General features: G+C 72.8%; 26 protein-coding genes. 21 read left to right on the top strand and 5 right to left on the bottom strand.

All coding sequences use genetic code 11. The annotated features are described in order from the left end of the window. Positions 1-8 precede the first annotated feature (8 nt). The gene (locus VKZ81_RS11815) at positions 9-1361 is read right to left on the bottom strand and encodes an aminomethyl transferase family protein (RefSeq protein ID WP_324241544.1); all 1353 of its coding nucleotides are present in this window, start codon (positions 1359-1361) and stop codon (positions 9-11) included. Between the two features lie 314 nt (positions 1362-1675). On the opposite strand from VKZ81_RS11815, the gene folD reads away from it, so the two are divergent. The 11 genes from folD (at position 1676) to VKZ81_RS11760 (ending at position 14371) form a co-directional block, all read left to right on the top strand. Continuing rightward, positions 1676-2578, top strand: a complete 903-nt coding sequence (gene folD / locus VKZ81_RS11810; protein ID WP_324241543.1) for a bifunctional methylenetetrahydrofolate dehydrogenase/methenyltetrahydrofolate cyclohydrolase FolD — start codon at positions 1676-1678, stop codon at positions 2576-2578. Continuing rightward, positions 2575-3465 (top strand): dihydropteroate synthase, encoded by an 891-nt coding sequence (folP, locus tag VKZ81_RS11805; protein ID WP_324241542.1) that lies wholly within the window; start codon positions 2575-2577, stop codon positions 3463-3465. The genes folD and folP overlap by 4 nt, the downstream gene beginning before the upstream one ends. After that, positions 3462-4760, top strand: coding sequence for a chorismate-binding protein (locus tag VKZ81_RS11800; RefSeq protein ID WP_324241541.1), 1299 nt, complete (start codon positions 3462-3464; stop codon positions 4758-4760). Before folP ends, VKZ81_RS11800 begins: the two co-directional genes overlap by 4 nt. A 98-nt stretch (positions 4761-4858) precedes the next feature. Then, positions 4859-6253 carry an MFS transporter gene (locus VKZ81_RS11795; protein ID WP_324241540.1) on the top strand — a complete coding sequence of 465 codons (1395 nt, stop codon included), beginning with the start codon at positions 4859-4861 and terminating at the stop codon, positions 6251-6253. Beyond that, positions 6243-7640 carry an aminomethyl transferase family protein gene (locus VKZ81_RS11790; RefSeq protein ID WP_324241539.1) on the top strand — a complete coding sequence of 466 codons (1398 nt, stop codon included), beginning with the start codon at positions 6243-6245 and terminating at the stop codon, positions 7638-7640. Before VKZ81_RS11795 ends, VKZ81_RS11790 begins: the two co-directional genes overlap by 11 nt. Next, entirely contained in the window at positions 7637-8398 is a 762-nt protein-coding gene (locus VKZ81_RS11785) for a class II aldolase/adducin family protein (RefSeq protein ID WP_324241538.1), read from the top strand. Before VKZ81_RS11790 ends, VKZ81_RS11785 begins: the two co-directional genes overlap by 4 nt. Next, positions 8398-9123, top strand: coding sequence for an SDR family NAD(P)-dependent oxidoreductase (locus tag VKZ81_RS11780; RefSeq protein ID WP_324241537.1), 726 nt, complete (start codon positions 8398-8400; stop codon positions 9121-9123). The genes VKZ81_RS11785 and VKZ81_RS11780 overlap by 1 nt, the downstream gene beginning before the upstream one ends. Before the next feature lie 269 nt (positions 9124-9392). Further along, entirely contained in the window at positions 9393-10754 is a 1362-nt protein-coding gene (locus VKZ81_RS11775; RefSeq protein WP_324241536.1) for an aminomethyl transferase family protein, read from the top strand. A 74-nt stretch (positions 10755-10828) separates the two neighbouring features. After that, positions 10829-11980, top strand: a complete 1152-nt coding sequence (locus tag VKZ81_RS11770) for an LLM class flavin-dependent oxidoreductase (protein WP_324241535.1) — start codon at positions 10829-10831, stop codon at positions 11978-11980. Positions 11981-12022: 42 nt separating this feature from the next. Beyond that, a complete protein-coding gene (locus VKZ81_RS11765; RefSeq protein WP_324241534.1) occupies positions 12023-13480 on the top strand; it encodes an aldehyde dehydrogenase family protein in 1458 nt (485 codons plus the stop codon). A gap of 45 nt (positions 13481-13525) precedes the next feature. Continuing rightward, the gene (locus tag VKZ81_RS11760; protein ID WP_324241533.1) at positions 13526-14371 is read left to right on the top strand and encodes an NAD(P)-dependent oxidoreductase; all 846 of its coding nucleotides are present in this window, start codon (positions 13526-13528) and stop codon (positions 14369-14371) included. 30 nt (positions 14372-14401) lie between these two features. On the opposite strand, the gene VKZ81_RS11755 is transcribed toward VKZ81_RS11760, so the two are convergent. After that, positions 14402-14719 carry a mycothiol transferase gene (locus VKZ81_RS11755; RefSeq protein WP_324241532.1) on the bottom strand — a complete coding sequence of 106 codons (318 nt, stop codon included), beginning with the start codon at positions 14717-14719 and terminating at the stop codon, positions 14402-14404. A gap of 38 nt (positions 14720-14757) precedes the next feature. Between VKZ81_RS11755 and VKZ81_RS11750 the strand changes: the two genes are divergently transcribed. After that, positions 14758-15555 (top strand): IclR family transcriptional regulator, encoded by a 798-nt coding sequence (locus tag VKZ81_RS11750; protein ID WP_324241531.1) that lies wholly within the window; start codon positions 14758-14760, stop codon positions 15553-15555. Positions 15556-15562: 7 nt separating this feature from the next. Here the strand turns inward: VKZ81_RS11750 and VKZ81_RS11745 are convergent, their stop codons facing one another. The 3 genes from VKZ81_RS11745 to VKZ81_RS11735 are packed head-to-tail and all read right to left on the bottom strand — an operon-like array spanning position 15563 to position 19300. Then, the gene (locus VKZ81_RS11745) at positions 15563-16111 is read right to left on the bottom strand and encodes a putative antibiotic biosynthesis monooxygenase (protein ID WP_324241530.1); all 549 of its coding nucleotides are present in this window, start codon (positions 16109-16111) and stop codon (positions 15563-15565) included. Further along, positions 16108-17820: a thiamine pyrophosphate-binding protein gene (locus VKZ81_RS11740; RefSeq protein ID WP_324241529.1), complete on the bottom strand. Its 1713-nt coding sequence runs from the start codon at positions 17818-17820 to the stop codon at positions 16108-16110. The genes VKZ81_RS11745 and VKZ81_RS11740 overlap by 4 nt, the downstream gene beginning before the upstream one ends. Beyond that, positions 17813-19300 carry an aldehyde dehydrogenase family protein gene (locus tag VKZ81_RS11735; protein ID WP_324241528.1) on the bottom strand — a complete coding sequence of 496 codons (1488 nt, stop codon included), beginning with the start codon at positions 19298-19300 and terminating at the stop codon, positions 17813-17815. The genes VKZ81_RS11740 and VKZ81_RS11735 overlap by 8 nt, the downstream gene beginning before the upstream one ends. A 167-nt stretch (positions 19301-19467) precedes the next feature. Between VKZ81_RS11735 and VKZ81_RS11730 the strand changes: the two genes are divergently transcribed. From VKZ81_RS11730 to VKZ81_RS11690, 9 genes are all read left to right on the top strand, one after another. Beyond that, positions 19468-20865, top strand: a complete 1398-nt coding sequence (locus VKZ81_RS11730) for a Rieske 2Fe-2S domain-containing protein (protein WP_324241527.1) — start codon at positions 19468-19470, stop codon at positions 20863-20865. Further along, a complete protein-coding gene (locus VKZ81_RS11725; RefSeq protein WP_324241526.1) occupies positions 20862-21461 on the top strand; it encodes a 3-phenylpropionate/cinnamic acid dioxygenase subunit beta in 600 nt (199 codons plus the stop codon). The genes VKZ81_RS11730 and VKZ81_RS11725 overlap by 4 nt, the downstream gene beginning before the upstream one ends. Further along, a complete protein-coding gene (locus tag VKZ81_RS11720; protein ID WP_324241525.1) occupies positions 21458-21775 on the top strand; it encodes a hypothetical protein in 318 nt (105 codons plus the stop codon). Before VKZ81_RS11725 ends, VKZ81_RS11720 begins: the two co-directional genes overlap by 4 nt. Then, on the top strand, positions 21772-22557 hold the full coding sequence (gene hcaB / locus VKZ81_RS11715; protein WP_324241524.1) for a 3-(cis-5,6-dihydroxycyclohexa-1,3-dien-1-yl)propanoate dehydrogenase: 786 nt from the start codon (positions 21772-21774) through the stop codon (positions 22555-22557). Before VKZ81_RS11720 ends, hcaB begins: the two co-directional genes overlap by 4 nt. A gap of 19 nt (positions 22558-22576) precedes the next feature. Further along, positions 22577-22810, top strand: coding sequence for a ferredoxin (locus VKZ81_RS11710; protein WP_324241523.1), 234 nt, complete (start codon positions 22577-22579; stop codon positions 22808-22810). Continuing rightward, a complete protein-coding gene (locus VKZ81_RS11705; RefSeq protein WP_324241522.1) occupies positions 22807-24045 on the top strand; it encodes an NAD(P)/FAD-dependent oxidoreductase in 1239 nt (412 codons plus the stop codon). Before VKZ81_RS11710 ends, VKZ81_RS11705 begins: the two co-directional genes overlap by 4 nt. Beyond that, positions 24042-24764 carry a 3,4-dihydroxyphthalate decarboxylase gene (phtC, locus tag VKZ81_RS11700; protein WP_324241521.1) on the top strand — a complete coding sequence of 241 codons (723 nt, stop codon included), beginning with the start codon at positions 24042-24044 and terminating at the stop codon, positions 24762-24764. The genes VKZ81_RS11705 and phtC overlap by 4 nt, the downstream gene beginning before the upstream one ends. A gap of 139 nt (positions 24765-24903) precedes the next feature. Continuing rightward, positions 24904-26220, top strand: coding sequence for an SLC13 family permease (locus tag VKZ81_RS11695; protein WP_324241520.1), 1317 nt, complete (start codon positions 24904-24906; stop codon positions 26218-26220). Positions 26221-26228: 8 nt separating this feature from the next. After that, entirely contained in the window at positions 26229-26921 is a 693-nt protein-coding gene (locus VKZ81_RS11690; protein WP_324241519.1) for a class II aldolase/adducin family protein, read from the top strand. The last annotated feature ends 50 nt before the right edge of the window (positions 26922-26971 follow it).

The following is a 26971-nucleotide window of genomic DNA, read 5'->3' as shown; positions in this document are numbered from 1 at the left end:
GGCCCGCTTCAGGGCCTGCTGGTCCTGATGGTCGCCCGGATGGGCGTCTGGACGTGCGGTTCGACGTTGCGCTTCGCGGTGCCGCCGTTCTCCTCGCCCCACAGCAGCGTCACGTCCGCGCCGTCCTTCGCGTCGGCCTCGTCGACGAAGGCCGCGGAGAACCACGAGCCGAAGTTGACCGTGTAGGTGCATTGCGTCGAGATCCCCACCAGCCGGTCGCCGGCGAGCACGGCGTCGTGGTGCACGCGCGCGTAGCGGCCGAGCGGCGTGTCGAGGTACTTCGGACGGTCCTTCGTGGCGAACAGCGATCGCCGGTAGATGTCGACCACGTCGTCGTCGTTCCAGATCAGCCACACCTTCTTGCGGTGCGGCCGCGTGGCGTGCTCCTCGAGCGCCTCCCGGCCGATGAAGTCGTGGTCGAACCGGACGAGGTGGCCGTAGCCGAAGTCGTACGGGGAGACGTAGTAGTCCTCCACGTCGTCCGAGGCGTAGCTCCCGCCCACGGAGAGCTTGCCCTCGTACCAGTCGCCGGGCAGCCACTCCCGGTAGGCCTTCAGCCATTCCCCGGTGTAGATCGCGGGCGTGGGCTGCGCGGGGTACCCGGTCTCGATGCTGCCGGAGTAGTACGCGAGCCCGCCCGCGCGGACGAGCCCGAACTCCTCGCCCGCGGTGAGCAGCGCGTCGAGCACGGCCGGACCGTGCTCGACCGGCCCGAAGATCTCCATTCCCTTGGAGTCGGAGCCGGGATCGCCGATGACCGTGTGGAACAGGCCCCGCACCGGGTGGCCCGCGATGGTCAGCTCGGTCATCGTGAAGAACTTGACCGGCGGGATCGGGCCGCCGTTGACCTTCTCCAGGATGTTCCACGCCTGGGGCCCGCCGATCTCGTAGCGGAACACCCGGCGCCGGCCCGGGTTGTCCTCCGTTCGCTCGTCGCGGTGGACCTCCACGTCGTAGCCGCCGGTCTCGGCCTGGTACTGCACCCAGTTGGCCGCGCCCGCGGGGCCGACCAGGACCGCCTCCTCCTTCTCCAGGCCGAACAGGACCGCGGTGCCGATCATGAGGCCGTCGGGGTTGCAGACGACCATGTGCTTGGCCTTGTCGCGGCCGTAGGTGGCGAAGCTGTTGGTCCCGGTCTCCGACAGCAGACGCGTGACGTCCGGGCCCCGGAAGTAGACGTCCGTCATGTGGTGGGACTGGTCGAACAGCACCGCCGTCTTGCGGATGGCCTGCTGTTCCTCCTGCCAGTTCGAGTGGACGGGCGGGTACTTCATCTTGTACGGCCCGTGGGGGGAGTGGCGGAGCATGCGGATCGGGTCGCCGATGCGCTGGATCTTCGCCTCGAGGCTCTCGCGGGTCATGGTTGTCCCTTCGTCGGACGATGTGCAGGGGTGGGGGTCGCGGGCGCGGCGTCCACCGTGGAGAGCCCGTCCCGATCCGCGCGGTGGGGCCGCTGGCGCCGGCGCCTCCGGTCGTTCCGGCAGGCCTCGCCCGACCGGGATCGGCCATGTACGAACCTTCCGCTCCGACACGCTAGTGACTTCTGGCTCGGAGTCAAGAGAGCCTTGACGGTGCGTGATGTCGAGCCCTACCGTCTCGGCCAGATAGTTCGTACGCATTCGATCGACCCTGCCGTCCACCCCTGCCCCCGGCTTCGAGGATGTGAGCTTCCGTGGTGATCTCGACGGGTACCCAGCTGCGCGCCGACGCGGGTTCGACGGGCCGACTCGTCGACGGGCGGCGGGTGGCTCGGACCGTGCGCGAGGAGGTGGCGGCCGGAACCGCGCGTTTCCACGCCGAGACGGGGCGACGCCCGGGGCTCGCCACCGTCCTGATCGGCGACGACCCCGCATCCGAGGTCTACGTGCGGAACAAGCGGAAGTCGTGCGTCGCGGCGGGCATGCTCGACCTGCACCGGCACCTGCCCGCCGAGGCCACGCAGGCCGAGGCCGAGGCGCTCGTGGACTCCCTCGCCGCCGACCCCGCCGTGGACGGGATCCTGGTCCAGCTGCCGCTGCCCGCGCACCTCGACGCCGGCAGGCTCGTGGCGCGGATCCCGGCCGAGAAGGACGTCGACGGCCTCACCACCGTCAACGCGGGCTTGCTCGCCCAGGGCAGGCCCGGGCTGCGGCCCTGCACCCCGGCCGGCGTGATCCGGCTGCTCGACGAGTACGAGGTGGACCTGCGCGGGGCCGAAGCGGTCGTCGTCGGCCGGTCCGACCTCGTCGGGAGGCCCATGGCCCAGCTGCTGCTCGGCCGGGACGCGACCGTGACGATCGCCCACTCCCGGACCGCCGACCTGGCCGCGGTCTGCCGGCGCGCCGACGTCCTCGTCGTCGCGGCCGGGGTGCCGGGCCTCGTCGGGGCCGACGCGATCCGGCCCGGCGCCACGGTGATCGACGTGGGGATCCACAGGGACGGGAACGGCCTGCGCGGCGACGTCGACTTCGACGCCGCGGTCGGGATCGCCGGGTTGATCACGCCCGTCCCCGGCGGGGTGGGGCCGATGACGATCGCCATGCTGCTGTCCAACACCCTCGCCGCCGCCCGCGGCCGGGCGGGCCGCGACGTGGGATGACGGCCGCCCCGGTCCCCGCGCCGCCCGCGGAGGTGCTCGGGGTGCCGTGGCCGGGCCGCTGCCTGGTCATGGGGATCCTCAACGTCACCCCCGACTCGTTCTCGGACGGCGGAGATCACCTCGCCCCGGAGTCGGCGATCGCTCGCGGGCTGGAGCTGATGCGCGACGGCGCCGACCTCGTCGACGTCGGTGGCGAGTCGACCCGACCGGGCGCGGCACCGGTCCCGGTCGACGTCGAGCTGGCCCGGGTCGTCCCGGTCGTGCGGGCGCTGGCGGAGCACGGGGTGCCGGTGAGCGTCGACACCACCAAGGCGGCGGTCGCCGCCGAGGCGGTCGCGGCGGGCGCGCGCGTGGTGAACGACGTCAGCGGCGGGCTGGCCGACGAGACGATGGTGGAGCTCGTCGCCGCGCTGGCGGTCCCGTACGTCGTCATGCACTGGCGGGCGCCCAGCGCCGAGATGCGGCGGCACGCCCGCTACGGCGACGTCGTGGCCGAGGTGCGGGAGGAGCTCGGCCGCCGCCTCGACGCCGTCACCGCCGCGGGCGTGGACCCGGAGCTGATCGTGCTCGATCCGGGGCTTGGCTTCGCGAAGCGGCCGGCGCACGACTGGCGGCTCCTCGCGTGCCTGGACGAGCTGGCCACCCTGGGCAGGCCCTTGCTGGTCGGCGCGTCCCGCAAGTCCTTCCTCGGCGCGGCCCTCGCCTGCGACGGGCCTGCCCCGCCACCCCGGGACCGCGACGCCGCCGGCGCGGCGGTGGCGGCGATGGCGGCCGCGGCAGGTGCCGCCGTCGTGCGGGTCCACGACGTCGCGGCGACCCGGCAGGCCGTCCGCGTCGCCGCGCGGCTGTCCGAGGCGCGCACGGGGCGAACCGGCGGCCCGACGTGAGCCGGGTCTGGGCCCGCTTCGACGACCTCCGCTCGGGACGGGCGATCGCCTTCCGCCGCCCCCGGCGGATCCTCGCCGCCCGTGCTCCCGAAGCGGTCCCGCGGGTCCTCGAGCAGGCCGAACGCGCCACGGCCGGGGGCGAGTGGGCGGTCGGGTACCTCGCCTACGAGGCCGCGCCGGGGCTGGACCCCCGCCTGGTCGCACGGCCGCAGTCGGCCGACGACCCGCCCGTCGCCTGGTTCGCCCTCTGCGCCGATCCGGTCCGGGTCGCGCCCGTGGGGGCCCGCCCCGCTGCCGGGCCGGTGTCCGCGACCTGGCGACCGGACCGGGTCCCCGCGGAGTACCGGGCCGACGTCGAGCGGGTGCGGCAGCGGATCGCCACCGGCGAGGTGTACCAGTGCAACCTGACGGCGGCGGTGGCGGGACGCGTCGACGGCGATCTCCGCGCGTTCTACCGGGACCTCGCGTGCGCGCAGGGCGGCGCCCACAACGCCTACCTCGACATCGGCACGCACGTGGTCGTGAGCGCCAGCCCCGAGCTGTTCTTCGAGCGCCGTGGGCCGGACGTCCTGTTCACCCCCATGAAGGGGACCGCGCGGCGAGGCCGCGACGCGCGGGAGGACCGGGCGCGCGTCGCGGCCCTGCGGGCCGACCCGAAGGAACGGGCGGAGAACGTCATGATCGTCGACCTCATCCGCAACGACGTCGCGCGGGTGGGTGAGATCGGCAGCGTGCGGGTGTCGGAACTGCTGCGCGTCGAGCGCTACGGCACGGTCCTGCAGATGACGTCCGACGTGCGGGCGAGGCTCCGGCCGGACGTGTCGCTGGTCGAGCTCTTCGCTGCGGTCTTCCCGTCCGGATCCGTGACCGGTGCGCCGAAGATCGCGGCGATGCGGCTCGTCCGGGAGCTCGAGCGGCGGCCGCGCGGGGTGTACTGCGGGTGCATCGGCCACATCGCTCCCGGCGAGCCGGCCCGGGCCCGCTTCGCCGTCGCCATCCGGACCGCGGTCGTCGACCGCCGGACCCGGGTGGCGAGGTACGGGACGGGCGCGGGCATCACCTGGGCTTCGGATCCCGTCGCCGAGCAGGAGGAGATCGTCTGCAAGACGGCCGTGCTCGCCACCGCGGACCGGGGGATGCTGCGGGAACCGGGGCGTGACGGTGTCGTACGGGCGCATCCGGCATCTCTTGAACCTGAGTCGAGCCTCGCTCGGGTGTGCCCGGCCGCGGATCGTGGCGGCTCGTCCCAGCTCACTTCGCAGGCATTGACTTTTCGGCGTCGGCAGCTAGATTGACTTGTGTTCAAGAGCTGACAGAGCTGTCCGGTGCGAGCTGTCCAGTGCGGACCTTGTGACGATCCCTCCCCACCTCGCCGTGCCCGATGGAGTGCGCCATGAGCGATCAACCCCCCGACGGAGTCCGCCGCCCGGCCCACGGTTCCCCCGACCCGCGGGCCCTCCTGCTCGACTCTCCCATGTCGCGTGCGCAGCGCAGGGTCATCGGCCTGACCGGGGTCATCTCCGCGCTCGACGGGTTCGACCTGTTGTCGGTGACGTTCGTGGCGCCCGTGCTGGCCAGGTCCTTCGAGGTCGACAGCGCCGCGATCGGCCTGCTGCTGTCGGCGGGCCTGCTGGGCGCCCTGATCGGGTCGGTCGCCCTCGCCCCGCTGGCCGACGTGTTCGGGAGGCGGCCGATCGCGCTGACCTGCCTCGGCATCATGGTCGCCGGCATGGGCCTGTCGGCCCTGTGCACGGCGCTGGCCCCGCTGGTGGCGGTTCGGCTGCTCACCGGCGTCGGCATCGGCGCGATGATGGTGGTGATCAACCCGATCGCCGTCGAGGTCGCCAACCGGCGAACCCGCTCCTTCGCCGTCGCGATGATGTCGGTCGGCTACCCGCTCGGCGGGGCGCTCGGCGGGGCGGCGTCGGCCGTCCTGCTGCGGTACTTCGACTGGCAGTCGGTGTTCGCCCTCGGTGCGCTGCTCACGCTGCTCGTGCTCCCCTTCGCCGCCGCGCAGCTGCCGGAGTCGCTCGCGTTCCTGCTGACCCGGCGGCGGCACGACAGCCTGATCCGGGTGAACGCGGTGCTGCGCCGGTTCGGCCACGCCGACCTGCCCGCGCTGCCCCCCGTCGACGAGGACCGGCGCGCGCCCTACCGGGAAATCGTCCGCGGCCGCCAGCTCCCGGTCACGCTCGTCGTCTGCGTCATCAGCCTGCTGATGTACATGACGATCTACTTCTTCCTGAGCTGGCAGCCGTCGATGCTGGTCGGCCTGGGCCTCGACCCGTCGGCGGCGGCGACGGTCTCGAGCGCGAGCAGCCTGGCGGGTGCGTTCGCGTGCGTGGTGTTCGGGGTCGTGTCGCGCCGCGTGTCCGGTCACGCCCTCGCGGTGGTGTCGATCCTCGGCCTCGGGTTCGCCGTCGTCGCCTTCGGGCTCGTGCCCGCGGCGCCTGCGCTCGTCGTGGTGGTCGCGGTGCTCGCGGGCGGCGGCGTCGCGGCGGCGACGGTGGGGCTGCTGGTCACGGCGGCGGAGGCGTTCCCAGCCCCGTTGCGCGCCACGGGTACCGGCGTGGTCCTGGGGGTCGGTCGGGTCGGGAGCGCGCTCGCCCCGGCGCTCGCGGGCACGCTCTTCGCCGCCGGGGCGACGCGGCCGACCGTGGCGGCCGTGATGGGCGGCTTCGCGGTGCTCGCCGGTGTGCTCCTCGTCCTCGGGAGGGCGCTGACCAGGAGCCGGTCGACGTCCGCGACCCCCGACCCGATCTCCCTCGGAGCTCCTGATGACCACTGACGAGAAGCGCGGGCCGTCCCTGCAGGACCTGATCGACTCCGTCCCGAAGCTGGTCGACCACCTCTACCACGACACGCCCGGACCGAGCATCCGCACCCGCGCCGACCTGATCCCGGTCCCCGCCGAGTTCTCGAACTGGCGGGACGAGCAGCGGGCGTGGCGCGAGACCGCCGTGCTGTTCGACCAGTCCCACCACATGCCCGAGCTGTTCCTCTCCGGCCCGGACGCCGTCCGGCTGCTGAGCCGCATCGGCGTCAACAGCCTGGCCAACCTCGGGCCGGGGGTCGCCAAGCAGTTCATCGGGTGCAGCCCGTCGGGGCACGTCATCGGCGATTGCATCCTCTACGCCCTGCCGGACGGCACCTACGAGCTCGTCAGCAGCATGCCGCTGCTCAACTGGATCGAGTACCAGGCCGGGGCGGGCGGCTGGGACGTGACGGTGCGGCGGGACAACAACACCGCCGACAACCCGACCGGGCGCCGCGAGCGGTTCCGCTTCCAGCTCGACGGCCCGCGCGCCGGCGAGATCTTCGACGCGGTCGTGGCGGGCGAGCCCCCCGACATCCGCTTCTTCCGGACCGCCTCCGCGACGATCGCCGGCGTCGAGGTGCTGGTGCTCCGCCACGGGATGGCGGGCCGGGGCCAGGGGTTCGAGATCTCCGGCCCCTACGACCAGCGGGAGGCCGTCCGCGCCGCGATCCTCGAGGCGGGCGCCCCGCACGGCCTGCGCCAGGGCGGGCTGAAGGCGTACTTCACCAGCAGCTACGAATCGGGGTGGATCGCCTACCCGCTCCCGGCGATCTACACCGGGGAGGAGCTGCGCGGCTACCGCGAATGGCTCCCCGCCGACAGCTGGGAGGGGCGGTTCCAGCTCGCGGGCAGCTACCGCCCCGACGACATCGAGGACTACTACTCCACCCCGTACGACCTCGGGTACGGCCACATCGTCAAGTTCGACCACGACTTCATCGGGCGGGAGGCCCTGGAGCACATCGCCGCGTCCCCGCCGAGACGGCGCGTCACCCTGGTCTGGGACACCCACGACGTCCTGCGCATCTTCGCGTCGCTGTTCGAGCCGGGCGTGCCCTACAAGTTCTTCGACCTGCCGATCGCCGACTACGGGGTGCTCATGCACCGCGACGAGGTGCGCGACCCCGCGGGGCGCCTGATCGGCCAGTCCACCTTCTGCGGTTACTCGGCCAACGAGCGCAAGGCCCTGTCGCTGGCGATCGTCGACGCGGAGCACGCGACGCCCGGCACCGAGGTGACGGTCCGGTGGGGTGAGCCGGACGGCGGCTCGCGCAAACCCCGCGTGGAAGAGCACCGCCAGACGTCGGTGCGTGCCATCGTCGCGCCTGCGCCCTACTCCACGGGAGACCCACGATGAGCGGTTCCACCGACGAGACCCCGACCGAGGAGGCCGCGGCCGAGCTCGTGGCCGAGGCGTGCCGCATCCTCGGGCGGCTCGAGCTGACGCACTACTCGTTCGGCCACGTGAGCTACCGGCTCGACGAGCGCACCATGCTGATCAAGGGGAAGGGGCCCGACGAGTCCGGCCTGCGCTACACCGAGGTCGACGACATCATCAAGGTCGACTTCGACGCCAACGTCGTGTCCGGCCGCCCGGGGCTGCGGGCGCCCAGCGAGAGCTTCCTCCACATCTGGCTCTACAAGGGCAAGCCCGCGACCCGCAGCGTGGTGCACGTCCACCCGGAGACGGCCGTCCTGCTGACCATGTGCGACAAACCGATCCGGCCCTTCTACGGCTCCTACGGCCTGGGGGTCCAGATGGCGATCGCGGGCGTCCCCGTCTACCCGAGGAGCTGTCGCATCGAGAACGACGAGCTCGGTGCCGAGCTCGCCGACTTCATGGGCGACGGGGACCACACCCTCCTGCGCGGGCACGGGGTCGCCGTCCGCGGGACCGGCGTCGAGGACGCGGTCGTGCGGACCCTGCAGCTCAACGAGCTCACGACCATGACCTACAAGGCGTACCTGCTGGGCGAGCCGCGGGTCATCTCGGACGAGGACATCGCGGCGTACTCCACCCCGTTGGACGAGAGCCGGCCCCGTGGCTCGGCCGGCGGACGGTCGGGCGTGCTCGCGACGTACCGCTACTACCGCAGGCTCGCCGAGGAGAAGTGATGGGACGGGTCCTCGTCACCGGGGCGGCCCGCGGTCTCGGCCGGGCCATCGCGGAGGTGCTCCACGGCGCCGGCAGCGAGGTCTGGGCCATCGACGTCACCCCGGTGCCCGACGAGGTTCCCGCGAGGGGAAGGCGGACGGTGGACGTCACCGACGAGGCCGCCGTCGACCGGCTGTTCGCCGAACTGGACGCCGCGGGCGGGCTCGACGGGCTGGTCAACAACGCCGGCATCTTCCCGCTGGCCGACTGGGACGTGATGACCTCCGACACGTGGCGGCGCACCCTCGAGGTGAACGCGACCGGGACCTTCCTGTGCAGCCGGGCGGCGGCGCTCTCGATGCGCGGCCACGGTCGGGGCGGGGCGATCGTCAACGTCGCCAGCCCGACCTTCTACCGCGGCCACGCGCGCGGGATCGCCTACACGGCCTCCAAGGGCGCGGTCATCGGCCTCACCCGGTCGCTGGCCATGGTGCTGGGGGTCCACGCGATCCGGGTCAACGCCGTCGCGCCGGGCCTCATGGCGACCGAGGGCATGCTCGAACAGGTCGAGGCCGGCACCGTGCCCGCGGATCGGGTGGCCGGTGACGAGGACGATCTCCGCCTGATCCCGGGGCGGACCCGGCCCGAGGCGGTCGCCGAGGTCGTGGCCTTCCTCCTCGGCGACGGGTCCCGCGAGATCACGGGGCAGGTGCTGGCCGCCGACGGAGGCACGGTCTTCGTCTGACTTCCCGCGAGTGGTGAACGTGCGATCTCAACGACGAGAGGACGCGATGGGCAGAACGAGCAGCGGCCGGTCGGGGTCGGTGGCCACCCACGAGGGCCTTCGGAGCGGGCATTCCGGGATATTGACAGGCGCGCCTGTCTAATTTATCGTCGGAGGCGATCTGCAGGCAGCCGCCGCCAGTCGGTCGCGAGCGCGGATGCATTTCCGAAAGATCCCCCGACCTCGAATCGCCGGGCGTTCCGCAGCCCAGAAGAACGGAAGGACGGACGATGGCCCACGAGAGCCTGCAGGCGAGGCTGGAGCGGTACGACAAGCCGGTCGACATGCTCCGGAACGGCCCGCACAAGCTGTTCAGCCTCGCCTACGCCCGGCAGCATTCGAACTGGCGCGACGAGCAGGCCGCGTGGATGCAGACGGCGGTGCTGTTCGACCAGTCGAACCACATGAACGAGACCTACATCAAGGGTCCGGACGTCGTCCGCCTGCTGTCCGACACCGGGATCAACAGTTTTGCTAAATTTGGCCGGAACAAGGCGAAGCAGTTCATGGTCTGCGGGTACGACGGCAACCTGATCGGCACCTGCGTGCTGTTCGGGCTGGAGGACGGCGAGGTCAGCCTCGTCGGTCCGAGCGCGTGCGCCAACTGGGTGCAGTACCAGGCGGAGATCGGCGGCTACGACGTCGAGATCACCTGGGACCGCCGCACCGCCGACAGCGACGCGCCGCGGCGCACCTACCGCTACGAGATCGAGGGCCCGCTCGCGAAGAACATCCTGGAGAAGGCCCACGGTGGGCCGCTGCCGGAGATGAAGTTCTTCGGCATGTCGGAGTTCACCCTCGGTGGGGCGCCGGTCCGCGCGCTGAAGCACACCATGGCGGGCGCGCCCGGCGACGACAACATGGGCCTGGAGATCTGGGGCCCGGTGGAGGACGCGCAGCGCTGCCTCGAGGCGCTGCTCACCGCCGGGGAGGAGTTCGGGCTCGTGCGCGGGGGCGCCCTCGCGTACTACAGCTCCGGCATCGAGTCCGGCTACCTGTCCCAGCCGGTGCCGGCGATCTACACGGACGAGCGGATGAAGGCCTACCGCGAATGGCTCCCGGGCGACGGCTACGAGGCCAAGTTCTCCATCGGCGGCAGCTTCGCATCCGACGACCTGGAGGACTACTACCGGACGCCGTGGGACATGGACTACGGCCACATCCTGAAGTTCGACCACGACTTCATCGGTCGCGAGGCGCTCGAGGCGGTCAAGGACGAGCCGCACAGCCGCAAGGTGTGGCTGCGGTGGAACGACGACGACGTCACCCGCGTCATCCGCAGCAGCCTGTTCGACCCCCGCGGGACGGGGGCGAAATTCCTCGACTACCCGCTGAGCCGCTACGCGCGGGTGCAGTTCGACCAGGTGCTGGCGCACGACGAGCTCGTGGGGATCTCGACGCTGTGCGGCTACACGGTCAACGTCGGCGGTTTCTTCTCGTTGGCCATGGTGGACCAGGAAACCGCCGTCGACGGCAAGGAAGTGACCGTCGTGTGGGGGGAGGAGAACGGCGGCACCGGCAAGCTGGGCGTCGAACAGCACGTCCAGTTCGAGATTCGGGCCACGGTGAGCACGAAAACACTGGTCGGGTAGTTCCGGACCGAGGGAAAACGGCGAGGGATGCGGTTCGACGTCGAGGCGTCGGGTCGGCAGTCAGGAGGAACGGGATGGGTGTCGAGCTGGAGAACCCCAAGGGCAGCGCAGCCGTCGAGCCGACCTCGGCGATGTACGGCGCGAACAAGATGAAGCTCGGGATATTCTGCCTCAACATCAGCGGCGGAATGGTGATGTCCGAGGCGGCGCCGAACAAGCTGTCGTGGCCGGACACCGTGGCCGTCGCGCAGGCCGCGGACGAGGCGGGCTGGGAGTTCCTGCTCTCCCTCGGCCGCTGGCGCGGGCACGGGGGCCGGTTCAACGCCAACGCCGAGCAGTACGAGACGTTCACGTGGGCGGCGGGGATGGCGGCCCTGACGAAGCGCATCCACCTCTTCGTGACGTGCCACATCCCCGTCTACCACCCGATGCTGGCCGCGAAGATGACCGCCACGATCGACGCGATCAGCGCGGGCCGGGTGGGGCTCAACGTGGTCGCCGGCAACAACGCCATCGAGTTCGGCATGTTCGGCATCGACCAGCACGCCCACGACGACCGCTACGCGGCCGCGGAGGAGTGGCTCACGATCGCCGAGCGGCTGTGGTCCGAGGACGAGGAGCTGGACTGGGAGGGCCGGTTCTACACGGTCCGCCGCGGCTACCTCCAGCCGAAGCCGGTCCAGCGCCCGAGGCCGCTGATCGTGTCCGCGGGCACCTCCAAGGTGGGCCTGGATTTCGCCCTGACGCGGGCCGACTTCTCGTTCCAGGGCGGGCCGGACATCGAGTTCATGCGCGGCGTCGCGCAGCGCACCGACGAGCGGGCGCGCGAGCTCGGCGTGCGGGGCGGGCGGCTCACCTACGCCCCGGTCGTGCTGGCCGACACCGAGAAGGAGGCGTGGCGCTACTTCAACTGGTACGTCGACGAGATGGGCGACATCGAGGCGGCGAAGAACCAGATCCGCGCGTCGCTCGCCGGCGGGAGCCAGACCTTCACGCCCGAGTACCACCTGCAGATGGCCCGCGCCAAGGTCGCCGGGTGGGGCGGGATGCCCCTGGTGGGCACCGCGGAGCAGATCACCGAGAAGCTCGTCACCTACCACGAGCTCGGCTACGACGGGATCGCCCTGGGGTGGGTCGACATGGGTCAGGGCCTCGCCGAGTTCAACGAGAAGGTCGTCCCGCTGATGGTCGAGGCGGGCCTTCGCGAACCGCACCCGCAGGCGTGAGCACCGCGCCGTCCACGGATTGACACGAGAAAGCGAGACGTGATGGCTGAGTTCTTCCACGGCCGCATGCTGATCGACGGCAAGCTGACCGAAGCCGTGGACGGCGAGCACCTGGAGTCGGTGAACCCCGCCACGGAGGAGGTCATCGGCCGGGTGCCTGCGGGCAAGGCGGCCGACGTCGCCGCCGCGGCCGACGCCGCGGACAGGGCGGCCCCGGCCTGGGCCGCCCTGTCCGCCCAGGAGCGGGGCTCGCTGCTCAAGGAGGTGGCCTCGGCCCTGCGGGCGGAGAGCGACCGGATCGTCGACCTCGAGATCCGCGACTCGGGCAACACGATCCGCAAGCTGAAGCTCGACATCGCCGCGGCGGCGGAGAGCCTCGAGTACTACGCCGCACTCGCCGGTGAGCTGAAGGGCGAGACGGTTCCGGCGACCGCGCACGGCCTGCACTTCTCGATGCGCGAGCCGTTCGGCGTCGTCGGCCGGATCGTCCCCTTCAACCACCCGATCTTCTTCGCCGCCGGCAAGATGGCGGCCCCGCTGGCGGCGGGCAACACGATGGTCATCAAACCGTCGGAGCAGTCGCCGCTCTCGGCCTGCGTGCTGGGGGAGATCTGCCAGCAGGTCCTGCCACCCGGCGTGGTCAACATCGTGACCGGCCTCGGTTCGACCGCGGGGGAGGCCCTGGTCCGCGAGCCGCGGATCCGGCGGATCGCCTTCACCGGCTCCGTGCCCACGGGGCTGGCCGTGCAACGGGCCGCCGCCGAGGTCGCCGTCAAGTCGCTCACGCTCGAGCTCGGCGGGAAGAACCCCATGATCGTGTTCCCGGACGCCGACCTGGACGCGGCGCTGCCCGCGGCCGTCCGCGGGATGAACTTCAACTGGGCCGGGCAGTCGTGCGGCTCGCAGAGCCGGCTGCTGCTGCACGAGAGCATCTACGACGAGGGGGTCGCGCGGGTCGCCGAGATCGTGTCCGGTCTGAAGGTCGGCGACCCCCGGGACCCGGCGTCGGACATGGGGCCGGTCAACTCGAAGGCCCAGTACGAGAAGGTGCTGCGCTACATCGACCACGCCGAGCAGGACGGCGCCAGGCTGGTCGCGGGGGGTCACAGCCTGCGCGGCGAGGCGTTCCCGTCGGGATACTGGGTCGAGCCCACCGTGTTCGCCGACGTGACGCCCGAGATGCGGCTGTTCCGGGAAGAGGTGTTCGGGCCCATCCTGTCGATCGTGCGCTGGTCGACCCCCGACGAGGCGGTCGCGTTGGCGAACGACGTCGAGTACGGGCTCACGGCCTCGGTGTGGACCCGCGACCTCGCCACCGCGCTCGACACGGTCCGCCGCATCGAGGCGGGCTACATCTGGGTGAACGGGGTGTCGATCCACTTCCCCGGGACCTCGTTCGGCGGGTTCAAGAACAGCGGGATCGGCCGGGAAGAGGGCATCGAGGAGCTCTACAGCTACACCCAGCCGAAGTTCGTCCACGTCAACGCCATGCCGCGGTAGCGCGGCCGTGAACCCCCCGCTCCCGCGCGACTCGAAGGGCAGACCATGCAGCGGTCGACGACGACCTCCCCGTCCACGTCGGTGATCGGTTTCGTGGGGCTCGGCCGGATGGGCCAGCCGATGACCCGGCACCTCCGGCAGGCGGGCTACCGGGTGCGGGGGTACGACCCGGACCCGCACGCGGGCGACGTCGCCCGGTCCCACGGGGTCGCGACGTGCGACTCCGCGGCCGCCGCGGCCGAGGGCTGCGACGTGGTCTTCCTGATGCCGGGGACGACGAAGCAGGTGCAGGCCGCCCTCACCGGGGCCGACGGGGTGCTCGCGGGCGCGGCACCGGGCACGGTCGTCGTCGTGAGCAGCACGATCAGCCCGAGCGACGCCCGCGCGTTCGGGGCGGAGTGCGCGTCGGCGGGCATGCGGTTCCTCGACGCCCCGGTGGCCCGGGGTGAGGCGGGCGCCCACGACGGGGACCTCCTGTGGTTCGTCGGCGGCGACGGCGAGACGCTCGACGCCGTCCGGCCCGCGCTGGAGCCGTGCGGGAAGGAGATCTTCCACCTGGGCCCGGTCGGGACCGGGATGGTCGGCAAGGCGATGAACAACCTGCTCCTCTGGGCGGCCGCGATCGCCGACCGCGAGGCCATCGCCCTCGCGTCGGAGTTCGGCGTCGACACCGAGACGCTGATCTCGGCCCTGCTCCGCTCGAGCGGGATGAACCAGTTCCTCAACTACTACGGCAAGATCGATCGGTTCCCGTGGTCCCACAAGGACATGAAGATCATCTCGGCGATGGCCGACGAGGTCGGGCTCTCGCTGCCGCTCGCCGGGATGCTGCGGGAGATGGTCAAGCCGCTGATGATCGAGACGGGCTGCCGCGAGTACATCACCCACTGAGCGGGGGTCGCGTCGCCCGCCCGGGGTCGGCTACCGGGGGCCGAGGCCGGTCGCGCCGTCGAGGAGCTCGCGGGCGATGTCCAGGTGCCCGACGTGCCGGGCGACCTCCTCGATGACGTGGAGCACGACGTCGCGCACCGTCGTGATCTCCCCGGGCAGCTCGTCGGGCGTCACCAGGGGCGGATCGTCGAGCGCGTAGCGGGCGATGAGCGCGTCGGATCGGGCGATCTCGGCCCGGTAGCCGAGGATCGCGCCGTGCATGCTCGACGGGGCGGTCGCCCGCGTCGTCGCGGCGTCCCGGGAGACGATCGGCCCGTGGGGCGGCGGGGAGCCGCCCCCGCGGGTCACGCGGGGCCAACCTGCTCAAGGCAGCTAGCATTTCTGCTATGGAGAAATCCTCGGGGCTGGCGCCGATCGTCCCCACCGGCCCGCGGCCGCAGTACCCGATCGAGTCGGTGGACAACGCCCTGAAGATCCTCCTGCTGCTGGGGGAGCGCAGCGAGCTGCGGCTCACGGAGGTGGCCGACTACCTGGGCGTGGCGTCGTCGACGGCGCACCGGTTGCTCGCGATGCTGCAGTACCGGGGGTTCGTCCGGCAGGAGCGCCGGTCCAAGGCCTACCTGCCGGGCACCGCGCTGACCGGGGTGGCGTTCTCCATCATCCAGCGCTTCGACGTGCGCCAGACCCTGCACCCGTTCCTGGAGGAGCTGAACAAGGAGACCACCGAGACGGTCCACATGGCCGTGCTCGACGGGGCGACGGTGCGGTTCATCGACGCGATCGAGAGCCCGCGCGCGGTCCGGGTGGCCTCGCGGCTCGGCCAGTCCATGCCGGCCCACTGCACGTCGAGCGGGAAGGCGATGCTCGCCCAGCTGCCGACCGAACAGCTCCACCAGCTCTACCCGCAGGAGGAGCTCCCCGGGCTCACCCCGCGGTCCATCCGCAGCCGCTCGCAGCTGGAGAAGGAGGTCGCCGCGATCCGCAAGCGCGGCTACGCCACGAGCGCGGAGGAGAGCGAGGAGGGGGTCTCGTCGGTCTCGGTGGCCTTCCCGGTCGAGCGGTCCACGCTGCGGCTGGCCTTCAACACCGCGGTCCCGGTCGGGCGCATGGGCCGCGCCGACGTGAAGCGGATCGCGGAGCTCATGCGCGCCACCGTCGAGCGCGCCTCGCTGCTGCTGCACTGACCGGTGGTCAGCGGGAGCCGCCGCCCGTGAGCCGCAGGACCAGCGGCAACGTCAGGTAGACGACGACGGGCACCAGCACGAGCGTCAGCAGGAGGGTGCGGACCGCCACCGGCCAGCCGGCGAGACCGGGCAGCACCAGCGCGTTCACCAGCAGCGCCGGCGGGAACAGCGCGATCCAGATGCGGACGGCCGTCCGCAGCCGCGACGGCGCCCGCCCGCGGGCGCAGGAGACGCCCCACCGTTCGAGGTCGTCGACCGACAGCGCGACCGGCGGGCCGTCGGTGATCGCGTCGACCTCGGCGAGCCGGTGGGCGCGCTCGGCGCTGCGCTCCCACCGGGCGAGGTCCTGCGCGCTCGCGAACGTCACGCCGACCCGCACGACGGTGCGCCCGGCCACCTCGGTCCGGTCGACGTGCGCGGCCAGGTGGCCGGGCATGCGCGCCGCGTCCCGGCACAGGTCGTCGGCCCACGCGGTGAGCGCGTCCGGCTCGCGCGCGGTACGGGAGACCAGGACCGTGACCGGCAGCGGCGCACCGGCCGCCGGGGGCCGGGTCATCGCGCCGCGGGCGGGGTGAGCCCCGGCGGCAGGCCCTCCATGGGGTCCTGTACGACGTCCACGACGCTGGGCCCGGGCTGGGCGATGGCCTCGGCGATGGCGGCGCGCAGGTCCGCGTCGTCCGTGACGCGGACGCCGTGGGCGCCGAGCAGGCGGGCGTAGGCGGCGAAGTCGGGGTTGTCGAGGAAGACGCCGTGGTAGCGGCCGCCGTGGGCGGTGCGCTGCCGGTCGCGGGTGTTGCCGTAGGCGAAGTTGTTGACGATGAGGTTGACGACGGGGATGCGTTCGCGCACGCAGGTCTCGAGGTCCTGGGCCACCATCCAGAAGCTGCCGTCGCCGCTGATCGCCACCACCCGCTGGTCGGGCCGGGCCAGTGCCATGCCCATCGCGGCGGGGAAGCCCCATGCCATGGCACCGCCCGCGGAGGCGTAGTAGCTCGCGGGCCGCTCGACGGCCAGGTGGCGGGCGACCCACGGGCCGAACGTGTGCACGTCCTGGACGAGCACGATCCCGTCGCGGTCGGCGAGCTCCTGGACCGCGTGCACGAGCGCGGCCGACGACACCGTGCCGCTGCGGGGCGGCGTCGAGGGCGGGGCCGCCGCGTTCTCGTACTCCTTGCGCAGCGCCGCCCGGCGGTTGCCGCGCCGCTCGGCGCGCTCGAGGTCGTCGGCGAGCAACGGGGGGAGCGCCGCGGCGAGGGCGCGCGCGGCCGCGGCGGCGTCGGAGACCAGCCCGACGCGGGGGAGGTGCACCCGGCCGAGCTCGTCGGGGTCGACGTCGACGTGCACGAGCTGCGCGGACCCGGGGACCAGGGTCCAGCGGCGGGTGGTGAACTCCGAGAAGCGGCAGCCGAGGGCGACGATCACGTCCGCCTCGCGGACGAGCCGCTCGGACACGTCGTGGGCGCCGTAGCCGAGCGGGCCGCAGAACGCGGGGTGGCCGTTCGGCACGGCGTTCTTGCGCAGCCACGTGCTGACGATCGGCGCGGCGGCGGCCTCCGCGAGCCCGAGCAGGGCGGTGGCGTCGCGGGCGCCGCCTCCGACGATGATCGCGGGCCGCTCGGCGGCGGCGAGCAGCCGCGCGGCCTCGGCGATCCCGCCGGGATCGGGAGCCGGGGCGTGGAAGCGGACCCGTGGCGCCGCGGCGGCGGCCGCGGGGGCCTGCAGCACGTCCAGCGGCAGCGACACGACCACGGGGCCGGGCCGCCCGGTCACGGCCGTGCGGACCGCGCGCTGCACGAGCTCGGGGACCCGTTCCGGCCGGTGGACCTCGACGACCCGCTTGCACAGGGGCCGGAACGCGGCCACGACGTCCATCTCCTCGAACGACCGGCGTTCGACGATCGCGGACGGCACCTGCCCGATGAGCACCAGCATCGGGATCGATTCGTCGTAGGCGTTCTGCACGGCGATGGCGAGGTTCGCCGCCCCCGGCCCGCGGGAGGCCAGGCACACGCCCAGCGGGCCACCGGCCCGGGAGAACCCGTCGGCCATGAAGCCCGCGACCTGCTCGTGGCGGGTGGACAGGTACCGGATCCCGTCCTGCCGGGCGAGCGAGTCGATCAGATCCATGATCGTGGTGCCGGGCAGCCCGAACACGTGGGTGACGCCCTCGGCCGCGAGGCACTCGACCACGAGGTCGGCGCCGGTCCGCCCGGACGACGACGCAGACCCGGACGACGACGCAGACCCGGACGACGACTCAGGCAAGGACGTTCACCGCCTTGAGCTCGGTGTAGCTGAGCAGCTCCTCGACGCACTCCTCGCGGCCGACGCCGGAGGACTTCGTGCCGCCGAAGGGCACGCCCCAGAAGTGCCGCGACGAGCCGTTGACCCACACGTACCCGGCGTCGAGCCGGTCGGCGAGCGAGATCGCGGTGGAGACGTCGCGGGTCCAGATGCTGGCGGTGAGGCCGTAGGCGACGTCGTTGGCGATGCGGACCGCGTCGTCCAGGTCGGCGTAGGTGAGCACGGACATGACGGGCCCGAAGACCTCCTCCTGCGCGATCCGCATGCCCGGCCGCACCCCGGTGAAGACGGTCGGTTGCAGGTAGTAGCCCCGGTCGAGTCCGTCCGGGCGGCGCCCGCCGTGGACCAGCTGCGCACCCTCGTCGGCGGCGACGTCGATGTAGCGCAGCGACTTCTCGTACTGCGCGCGCGAGGCGAGCGGCCCCATCTGCGTGTCCGGGTCGACCGGCGACCCGATCCGGATCGCCGCGATCCGTTCGAGCACCCGGTGGAGCACCTCGTCCGCGACCGAGGCGGGCAGCAGCACCCGCGACGTGGAGCCGCAGGACTGGCCGGCCGACCAGGCGAAGTTCATCCCGTTGACGATGCCCGCCGCGGCCGCGTCGAGGTCGGCGTCGGGGCAGACCACCAGGGCGTTCTTGCCCCCGAGCTCGAGGGTGACGTCCTTGACGCCGACCTCGGCGGCGTCGCGCTGGATGATCCGCCCCACGCGGTCGCTGCCGATGAACCCGATGCGCCGGACGAGCGGGTGGCGCACCAGCGCGCTCGCCGCCGCCGGTCCGCCGCTCGTGACCACCGAGAGCACGCCGGGCGGCAGCACGTCCGCGGCGAGCTCGGCCAACCGGAGCGCCGAGAGCGGGGTGGTGTCGGACGGTTTGAGCACCACGGCGTTGCCCGCCATCAGCGGCGCGGCGACCTTCGAGGCGGCGAAGAAGACCGGGTGGTTGAACGGCACGATGCGGGCTACCACCCCGAACGGGGCCCGCCGCGTGTAGTGCAGGTTCCCCACCGACGCCGGGATCGTCGCGCCGCCGAGGTGGGCGGCCTGGTCGGCGAACAGGTCCAGCACGTCGGCGCCCCACGCCACGTCGTTGCGCATCGCGCTCACGGGGTTGCCCGAGTCCAGCGCGTCCAGCAGCGCGAGCTCGTCGGCGTGCGCGCGCACCGCGTCGGCCAGGGCCCGCAGCCGCCGTCCGCGCTCCCGCACGTCGACCGACCGCCACGCCACGGCGGCGTCCGCGGCCGACCGCACGGCCGCGTCGACGTCCTCGGCGCTCGCGTCCGGCGCCACGGCGAGGGTCGTCTCGGTGGCGGGGCACTCGACGTCGTAGGTGCGGCCGCCGGTGGCCGGGCGGGCCCGCCCGCCGACGTGCAGGTGCCACTCCCGTGCTGCGACCGAGGCCGCTGCGCTCGCGATCGTCTCGTCCGTCGGCGTCGCCATGGCTCTCCCGGTAGCGGAATGATCTTCTGTTGAGCAGAGGACGCTAACCGCCTGCCGGTCGTCGGTCAAACCTCGGGCCCGTGTTGACAACGGGTGTGCGAGGCGGTGATTCTAAGACGAGGAGATGGTCTCTGTAGAGCAGAGAAGCGCCGAGGAAGGGCGGCAGGATGACCGATCTGGACCTCGTCCTGGGGGACGTGCGGCGCGGGATGATCCCGGCGCACATCTACAACGACGAGGAGATCTTCCGGCTGGAGCGCGAGCGGTTGTTCGGTCGCGCGTGGGTGTTCGTGGGGCACACCTCGGAGATCCCGCAGCCGGGGGACTACGTGGTGCGGCGCGTGCTGGAGGACTCGTTCATCGTCGCCCGCGGCGAGGACGGCGAGGTCCGGGCGCTGTTCAACATGTGCCTGCACCGGGGCATGCAGGTGTGCCGCGCGGAGATGGGCAACGCCTCGCACTTCCGCTGCCCCTACCACGGCTGGTCGTACCGCAACGACGGGCGGCTCGTCGGGCTGCCGTTCCACAAGGACGCCTACGGCGGCGAGGCGGGATTCCGGCGGAAGGGCCAGACCCTGCTGCCCGCGCCGGCGCTGGACACCTACAACGGGCTGATCTTCGTCAGCCTCGACCCGGACGCGCCGCCGCTGCGGGACTACCTCGGTGACTTCGCGTTCTACCTGGACTACTACACGCGCCAGTCGGAGAGCGGGATCGAGCTGCGCGGCCCGCAGCGCTGGCGGGTCAAGGCGAACTGGAAGATCGGCGCGGAGAACTTCGCCGGCGACATGTACCACACGCCGCAGACCCACACGAGCGTCGTGGAGATCGGGCTGTTCCGGGAGCCGAAGGCGGAGAAGCGCAAGGACGGCTGCACGTACTGGGCGGGCAACGGCGGCGGCACCACCTACAAGCTGCCCCCGGGCTCGCTGGAGGAGCGGCTGCGCTACGTCGGCTACCCCGACGTGATGATCGAGAAGATGAAGCGGCAGTGGTCGCAGGCCCAGCTCGACGTCATCGGCCGCGACGGGTTCATGGTCTCGGCGGCGTCGGTCTTCCCGAACCTGAGCCTCGTCCACAACTGGCCGCGGGTCGAGGACTCCGAGGACGTGCTGCCGTTCATCTCGATCCGCACCTGGCAGCCGGTCGGCCCGGACGAGACCGAGGTGCTGTCCTGGTTCGCGGTGGACGCCGAGGCGCCGGAGGAGTTCAAGGCCCTGTCGTACAAGGCCTACCTGATGTGCTTCGGGTCCACCGGGATGTTCGAGCAGGACGACGTCGAGAACTGGGTGTCGCTGACGAGCACCGCGGCCGGCTCGATGGCGCGGCGGCTGCTGCTCAACAGCCGCATGGGCCTGCTCGAGGACGGCACGACCGTGGTGCCGCCGCTGCCGGCGGACCGGTTCGCCGGCCCGGGGGAGGCGTTCGTCGGCTACGGCGAGCACAACCAGCGCCACCTGCTCGCCCGCTGGGCCGACCACCTGGAACGCCCCGTCGAGAAGCTCGCCCAGGTCGAGGTCGGCGGCGCCGCGGCGCAGAACGCCACGAAGGCGGTGTCGGCATGACGGCCCCGACGAACACGACTGGCACCCGCGCAGTCGGGTCGCCGCTGGGCGGGCACGCCTCCCGGATCCAGCGCGCCGGCCGCTCCCTCCCGTTCTCCGACGAGCGGCACCTGCAGGCCCACCACTGGCTCGTGGAGGAGGCCTACCTGCTCGACGCCCAGCGCTACGACGAGTGGCTCGACCTGCTGGCCGACGACGTCCACTACCTGATGCCGGTGCGCGTCACCACGGCGCTCGGCGCGGGGTACGACACCTCGCCGGGCATGGCGCACTTCGACGAGAACAAGTACTCGCTGTCGCGGCGCGTCGCCCGGTTCCGCACCGAGCACGCCTGGACCGAGGACCCGCCGTCGCGGCTTCGCCACCACGTGACGAACGTCCGGACGTTCGCCACCGACGACCCGGACCACCTCGTCGTCGACTCGGCCGTGCTGCTCTACCGCAGCCGCGGCGACGTCCGCGAGGCGGCGGTCATCTCCGCGGGGCGGGAGGACCTGCTGCGCCGCGCCCGGGGCGGCGGCTGGCTGCTCGCCCGGCGCACGATCATGGTGGACGACGCGGTGCTGCGCACCCAGAACCTGGCGATCTTCCTGTGAGCTCCGAGGAACTGCGCTTCGAGGGCGAGGACACCGACGCCCGCGCCGCGGCCAGGGCCGCCGCCGAGCGCCGCGAGCTGCTCGCCCACCAGACCGGCGAGGCGATCGTGATCGGCAACGAGTTCGCCGAGGTGCGGGTCTGCCGGGTGGAGACCCGCAACGGTGCGCGGCTGTTCGTCGAGTCGCCGAAGTCCGGCCAGTGGGTGGCGCTGTGCCCCCTCGAGGTCGAGGCGCTGACCTGGCAGAACCCGGCGACGTTCTCGGCGATGATCGGCAACCCCTACAGCCCGCTCGTGCCGGAGGACGACGAGTGAGCGGGTGGCTCGACGGGCGCAGGGCGCTCGTCGTCGGGGCCGGTTCCGGGATCGGGCGAGCGGTGGTCACCGCGTTCCGCGCCGAGGGGGCCCGCGTCGCCGTGCTGGAACGGGACGCCGCGAAGTGCGAGAAGCTCGCCGCCGACCTGCCCGAGGTCCCCGTCGTCGCGGGCGACGCGACGACCCGAGCCGCCAACGAGGCGGCGGTCGCCGCGGCGGTGTCCGCGTTCGGCGGGCTGGACGTGCTGGTCAACTGCGTCGGGGTGTTCGACTTCTACCGCGGGATCGGCGAGCTCGACGCGGACCTGATCGACGACGCGTTCGACGAGATGTTCGCGGTGAACGTGAAGAGCCAGCTGCACGCGGTGAAGGCGGCGCTGCCCGCGCTGCGGGAGAGCCGGGGGAGTGTCGTGCTCACCGAGTCGACCTCGGCCTACTACCCGGGCCGCGGCGGGGTGCTGTACGTGTCGTCGAAGTTCGCCGTGCGCGGGCTGGTCACCGCGCTCGCCCACGAGCTGGCGCCCGACATCCGCGTCAACGGCGTCGCGCCCGGCGGCACCGTCGGCACCGATCTGCGCGGGCTGCGCAGCCTCGGGCTCGACACCCGCAGCCTCGGCGCCACGCCCAACCGCGAGGCGGAGCTCGCGGCGCGGGTGCCGCTGCAGGTCGCCCTGTCGAGCGAGGACCAGGCGTGGAGCTACGTGTTCCTCGCCTCCGCCCGCGCGCGGGGCATCACCGGTGGCGTGGTGCACCCCGACGGCGGGATCGCGGTGAAGGCCTGAGCGGGTACGAGGAGGAGACATGCCGGTCCTGAGGGCCGACCTGGAGCTGTGCCAGGGCTACGCCAACTGCGTCGTCGCGGCCGACGACGTGTTCGACATCGACGACGGCGGGGTCGTGGTGCTGCTGCGGAAGGAGATCGACGAGGCCGACCTCGACCGGGTGCGGGACGCGGTGCGGGCGTGCCCGGTGTCGGCCCTGTCGATCGAGGGCGCGTCGAGCGGGGACCCGTCGGTCGATGGCGGGGCGCGGTGACGCCGCGCACGGTGATCGTCGGCGCGTCGATCGGCGGGGTGCGCACCGCGCAGGCGCTGCGCGCCGCCGGGTACGCCGGCGAGGTGCTGCTCGTCGGCGCCGAGCCGACGCTGCCCTACGACAAGCCGCCCCTGTCGAAGGCGCTGCTCGCCGGCACCACCACGGCGGCGGGCGTCACGCTGCTCACCGAACAGGCCGCGGCCGAGGCGGGCATCCGGCTGCTGCTGGGCCGGCCCGCCACCCGGCTCGCGGTCGACGAGCGGTACGTGGAGCTGGCCGACGGCGGGCGTATCGCCTACGACGACGTCGTCGTCGCGACCGGGGCGCGGGCCCGGCCCTCGCCGTGGGGTGAGCCGCCCGGGGTGCACGTCCTGCGCACGCTCGACGACGCCATCGCGCTCGGCGCGGCCCTGCGCCGCGGCGGCCCGCTGGTGGTGATCGGCGCCGGGTTCGTCGGCGCCGAGGTCGCCGCGACCGCCCGCGGGATGGGCGTCGAGCGCGTCAGCCTCGTCGACCCGGCGCCGGTCCCGTTGAGCCGCGCCGTGGGCCCGGAGGTGGCGCAGCTGATCGCCGACCTGCACGCCGGACACGGCGTCGCCACCCGGTTCGGGATCGGGGTCACCGCGATCGACCCGCACTCGGACGGGCTGACCGTCCGGCTCGCCGACGGATCCGCGTTGCCCGCCGCCACCGTCGTGGTCGGCATCGGCGCCGTGCCCGACGACGAGTGGCTGCGCTCGTCGGGGCTGCAGGTCGACGACGGCCTGGTCTGCGACGGGTACGGTCGCGCGGTGGGCGCCGATCACGTGCACGCCGTGGGCGACGTGGCCCGCTGGTTCCACCCGCGCCACCAGCGCCTGGTGCGGTTCGAGCACTGGACGAACGCGGTCGAGCAGGCCGCGTGCGTCGCCCACAACATCGTCCACCCCGACCGGCCGCGGGCCCACGAGCCCGTCGAGTACGTCTGGAGCGACCAGTACGACTGGAAGATCCAGCTCGCCGGCCGCACCGGCGGCGACCTCGACCACGAGCTCGTCCGCGGGCGGGACGGCGCGTTCGCCGTGCTCTACGCCGACGCGGACGGCCGGCTCGCCGGAGCCGCCACCGTGAACTGGCCCCGTGCCCTGGTCGCCTGCAGGCGCGCGGTGGGCGGCGCCGCCGCGCTGACGGACGTGCGCGACGCCGTCGAGGTCCTCGCAGGCCGGGCGGCGGACCGGGCCGGAGCGGTGCGGTGAGCGCGGAGCTCGCCCCGGCGCGGACGTCGATCGCGCAGGCGTGCCGCGTGCTCGCCGCCCGGGGGCTCGCCGACGGCATCCTCGGCCACATCAGCCTCCGCGTCGACGGCCGGCGCCTGCTGGTGCGCTGCCGCGGCCCCGAGGAACGCGGCCTCGCGTTCACGACGGACGCCGACATCCGGCTCGTCGACCTGGACGGGGAGGAGGGTGCGCCCGGTGAGCTCGACGGCGGCTACACCCCGCCCAACGAGCTGCCGCTCCACACCGAGGTGCTCCGCAGCCGCCCCGACGTCGCCGCGGTGGTGCACGCGCATCCGCCCGACGTCGTCGCCGCCGACCTCGCGGGGATCGCGATCCGCCCGATCGTCGGCGCGTTCGACATCCCGGGCACCCGGCTGGCCGCGGGCGGCGTGCCGGTCCACCCGCGCGGGGTGTTGATCCGCGATCGGCGGCTCGCCGCGGAGATGGTCGCGTCGATGGCGGACCGCCCGGTGGTCGTGCTCCGCGCGCACGGGCTCACCAGCGCCGCGGAAAGCGTCGAGCAGGCCGTGCTGCAGGCGATCAGCGTGGACCGGCTGGCGCGGCTGTCGCTGCGCGTCGTCAGCGCGGGCGGCACCCTCGTCGACATCCCGGACGCGGACATGGCGGAGCTGCCCGACCTCGGGGCGGGGTTCAACACCGCCACCGCATGGCGCCACGAGCTGGCCCGCCTCGGGTAGGGGCGCCCTATCAGCGCATTCGTGTCAGATCGGACACGACCGATCAAGGGTTGACACGATCGGGTGAGCAGAAGAAAGTACTTCCGCAACGCAGAGAATTGGTCGCGAGGTCGGGCCGCGAGAGCTCGGAGGAGCCCAGGTGTCCATCCACGTCATCGGAGTCGTGGCGCTCGTACTGGTCTTCGTGGTCGGGACGCTGCGACCGGTCAACATCGGCGCGCTCGCGCTCATCGCCACGTTCTTCATCGGCACGCTCGTCGCCGACGAGAGCGTCAAGGAACTGCTCGCCGGCTTCCCGGCGGACCTGTTCGTCCTGCTCGTCGGGGTCACGTACCTGTTCGGGCTGGCCGCCACGAACGGGACGATCGAGTGGCTCATCGACCGCGCGGTCGGGCTGCTGGGCGACCGCCCGGTGCTCGTGCCATGGCTGATCTTCGCGTTCTCGGCGGTGCCGACCACCGCGGGCGCGTTGGGTCCGGCCGGGGTCGCGATGCTCGCGCCGCTGTGCCTGCGGCTGGGCGAGCGCTACGGCATCGACCGGCGCATGGCCGCGCTCATGGTGATGCACGGTTCCTGCCTGGGGAACTTCTCGCCGCTCAACGGCCTCGCGGTCATCGTCCGGCAGGCGCTGGAGCGCGACGGGCTGTCGGTGTCGGCCTCGGCGCTGTTCTTCGGCAACGCCGCTTACAACATCGGCCTGGCCGTCGTCATCTACCTGATGTTCGGCGGCCGGAAGCTGTGGCGCGAGCGGCGCACGCTGGTCGCGGCCGCTCGCGACGACGACGCGTCCGCCGAGGGCGGGGGCGGCACCGGTGGTGGCGGCCTCGCCGTGCGGGAGGCGGTGCGCACCCGGCTGCGGGTGGACCAGTCGATCACGCTGGCCGTCATCGTCGCGGTCGCGGTCGGGGCGCTCGTGTTCAACCTGGAGATCGGCTTCCTCGCGCTGATCGCGGCGGCGCTGCTCCACGCCGTCTTCCCCGAGCGGTGCGCCAAGGCCGACCGGCAGATCGTCTGGAGCGTCGTGCTGCTGATCTGCGGCGTCGTGACCCTGGTCGGGGCCATGCAGCGCTGGGGCACCGTGGACGTGATCGGCAACGGCATCGCCGGGATCGGCGCGCCGCTGCTGACCGGCTACCTGCTGTGCCTGGTGGCGGCGTTCACCTCGGCGTTCGCCTCCAGCGCCGGCCTGCTGGGCGTGCTCATCCCGCTCGCGGTGCCGTTCCTCCTCCAGGGCGAGATCGGCGTGGCCGCGATGACCATCGCGCTGGCGATCTCGGCGACGGTGGTCGACTCGACGCCGTTCTCGTCGGTCGGCGCGCTCACCCTCGCGAACGCGCCCGAGGAGGAGCGGCCGACGGTGTTCCGCACGATGTTCGCCTGGGGCATCGGCATGGCCGTGACGGCGCCGGTGCTCACCTGGCTGATCTTCCTCCTCCCCAGCGCACTCCGATCGTGAAGGGCGACATGCGCGAGCTCGTGGCAACCGCTTCCCGCATCCTGGCCGGCACCGGCCACGACGACCTGATCTGGGGCCACGCCTCGGTGCGCGACCCGGACGGCCGGGGAGTGTGGATCAAGTCGGCCGAGTGGGGCCTCGGGGAGGTCACGCCCGACCGGGTGCACCTGGTGGACGGCGAGGGGCGGGTCCTTTCCGGCGGGGGAGCGCGGCACAGCGAGTACCCGATCCACACCGAGATCATGGCGGCCCGCCCGGACGTGGGCGGCGTCGTGCACACGCACCCGCCGCACGCGGTGGCGCTCGCGGCGAGCGGGCAGCCGCTGCTGCCGGTGAGCCACGCCGCCAACGCGTTCGTGCCGCCCGAGGTGCCCCGCTTCACCGAGACCGCGGACCTGATCCTCACCCCGGAGCTGGGCGAGGCGGTCGCCCGCACGCTGGGTGACGCCAGGGCGATGTTCCTGGTCAACCACGGCATCGTGGCGGTGGGCGAGACGTTGCAGGCGGCCACCGTGGCGGCCGTGCTGCTCGAACGCGCGTGCGCGCAGCAGCTGCTCACGCGCTCCGCGGGCGGGTGGCCGACGTGGTCGGATCCGGAGGAGTCGCTGGCCAAGCGCGGGCACATCTACCACGACGGCGCCGTCGCGGCGGTGTGGGAGCACCTCGTGCGGCAGCACGCAGGCGACCACGGAGCGGCCTGACCGAGCCGCCTGGTTCCGCGGAACCTCGGCGTCGCGCTGCTCCAGGCGTC

The sequence above is a fragment of the Pseudonocardia sp. genome (genome assembly GCF_035305885.1).
Taxonomy (GTDB): domain Bacteria; phylum Actinomycetota; class Actinomycetes; order Mycobacteriales; family Pseudonocardiaceae; genus Pseudonocardia.
The sequence above is the reverse complement of the archived record's forward strand: the minus strand, read 5'-3'. Positions and strand labels throughout refer to the sequence as shown.

Bases quoted from the DNA above. Each gene is read 5' to 3' on its own strand.
- VKZ81_RS11815 (WP_324241544.1), bottom strand. From the start codon at position 1,361: ATGACCCGCGAGAGCCTCGAGGCGAAGATCCAGCGCATCGGCGACCCG.
- folP (WP_324241542.1), top strand. From the start codon at position 2,575: ATGACGGCCGCCCCGGTCCCCGCGCCGCCCGCGGAGGTGCTCGGGGTG.
- VKZ81_RS11795 (WP_324241540.1), top strand. From the start codon at position 4,859: ATGAGCGATCAACCCCCCGACGGAGTCCGCCGCCCGGCCCACGGTTCC.
- VKZ81_RS11790 (WP_324241539.1), top strand. From the start codon at position 6,243: ATGACCACTGACGAGAAGCGCGGGCCGTCCCTGCAGGACCTGATCGAC.
- VKZ81_RS11785 (WP_324241538.1), top strand. From the start codon at position 7,637: ATGAGCGGTTCCACCGACGAGACCCCGACCGAGGAGGCCGCGGCCGAG.
- VKZ81_RS11780 (WP_324241537.1), top strand. From the start codon at position 8,398: ATGGGACGGGTCCTCGTCACCGGGGCGGCCCGCGGTCTCGGCCGGGCC.
- VKZ81_RS11775 (WP_324241536.1), top strand. From the start codon at position 9,393: ATGGCCCACGAGAGCCTGCAGGCGAGGCTGGAGCGGTACGACAAGCCG.
- VKZ81_RS11770 (WP_324241535.1), top strand. From the start codon at position 10,829: ATGGGTGTCGAGCTGGAGAACCCCAAGGGCAGCGCAGCCGTCGAGCCG.
- VKZ81_RS11765 (WP_324241534.1), top strand. From the start codon at position 12,023: ATGGCTGAGTTCTTCCACGGCCGCATGCTGATCGACGGCAAGCTGACC.
- VKZ81_RS11760 (WP_324241533.1), top strand. From the start codon at position 13,526: ATGCAGCGGTCGACGACGACCTCCCCGTCCACGTCGGTGATCGGTTTC.
- VKZ81_RS11750 (WP_324241531.1), top strand. From the start codon at position 14,758: ATGGAGAAATCCTCGGGGCTGGCGCCGATCGTCCCCACCGGCCCGCGG.
- VKZ81_RS11745 (WP_324241530.1), bottom strand. From the start codon at position 16,111: ATGACCCGGCCCCCGGCGGCCGGTGCGCCGCTGCCGGTCACGGTCCTG.
- VKZ81_RS11735 (WP_324241528.1), bottom strand. From the start codon at position 19,300: ATGGCGACGCCGACGGACGAGACGATCGCGAGCGCAGCGGCCTCGGTC.
- VKZ81_RS11730 (WP_324241527.1), top strand. From the start codon at position 19,468: ATGACCGATCTGGACCTCGTCCTGGGGGACGTGCGGCGCGGGATGATC.
- VKZ81_RS11725 (WP_324241526.1), top strand. From the start codon at position 20,862: ATGACGGCCCCGACGAACACGACTGGCACCCGCGCAGTCGGGTCGCCG.
- VKZ81_RS11710 (WP_324241523.1), top strand. From the start codon at position 22,577: ATGCCGGTCCTGAGGGCCGACCTGGAGCTGTGCCAGGGCTACGCCAAC.
- VKZ81_RS11690 (WP_324241519.1), top strand. From the start codon at position 26,229: ATGCGCGAGCTCGTGGCAACCGCTTCCCGCATCCTGGCCGGCACCGGC.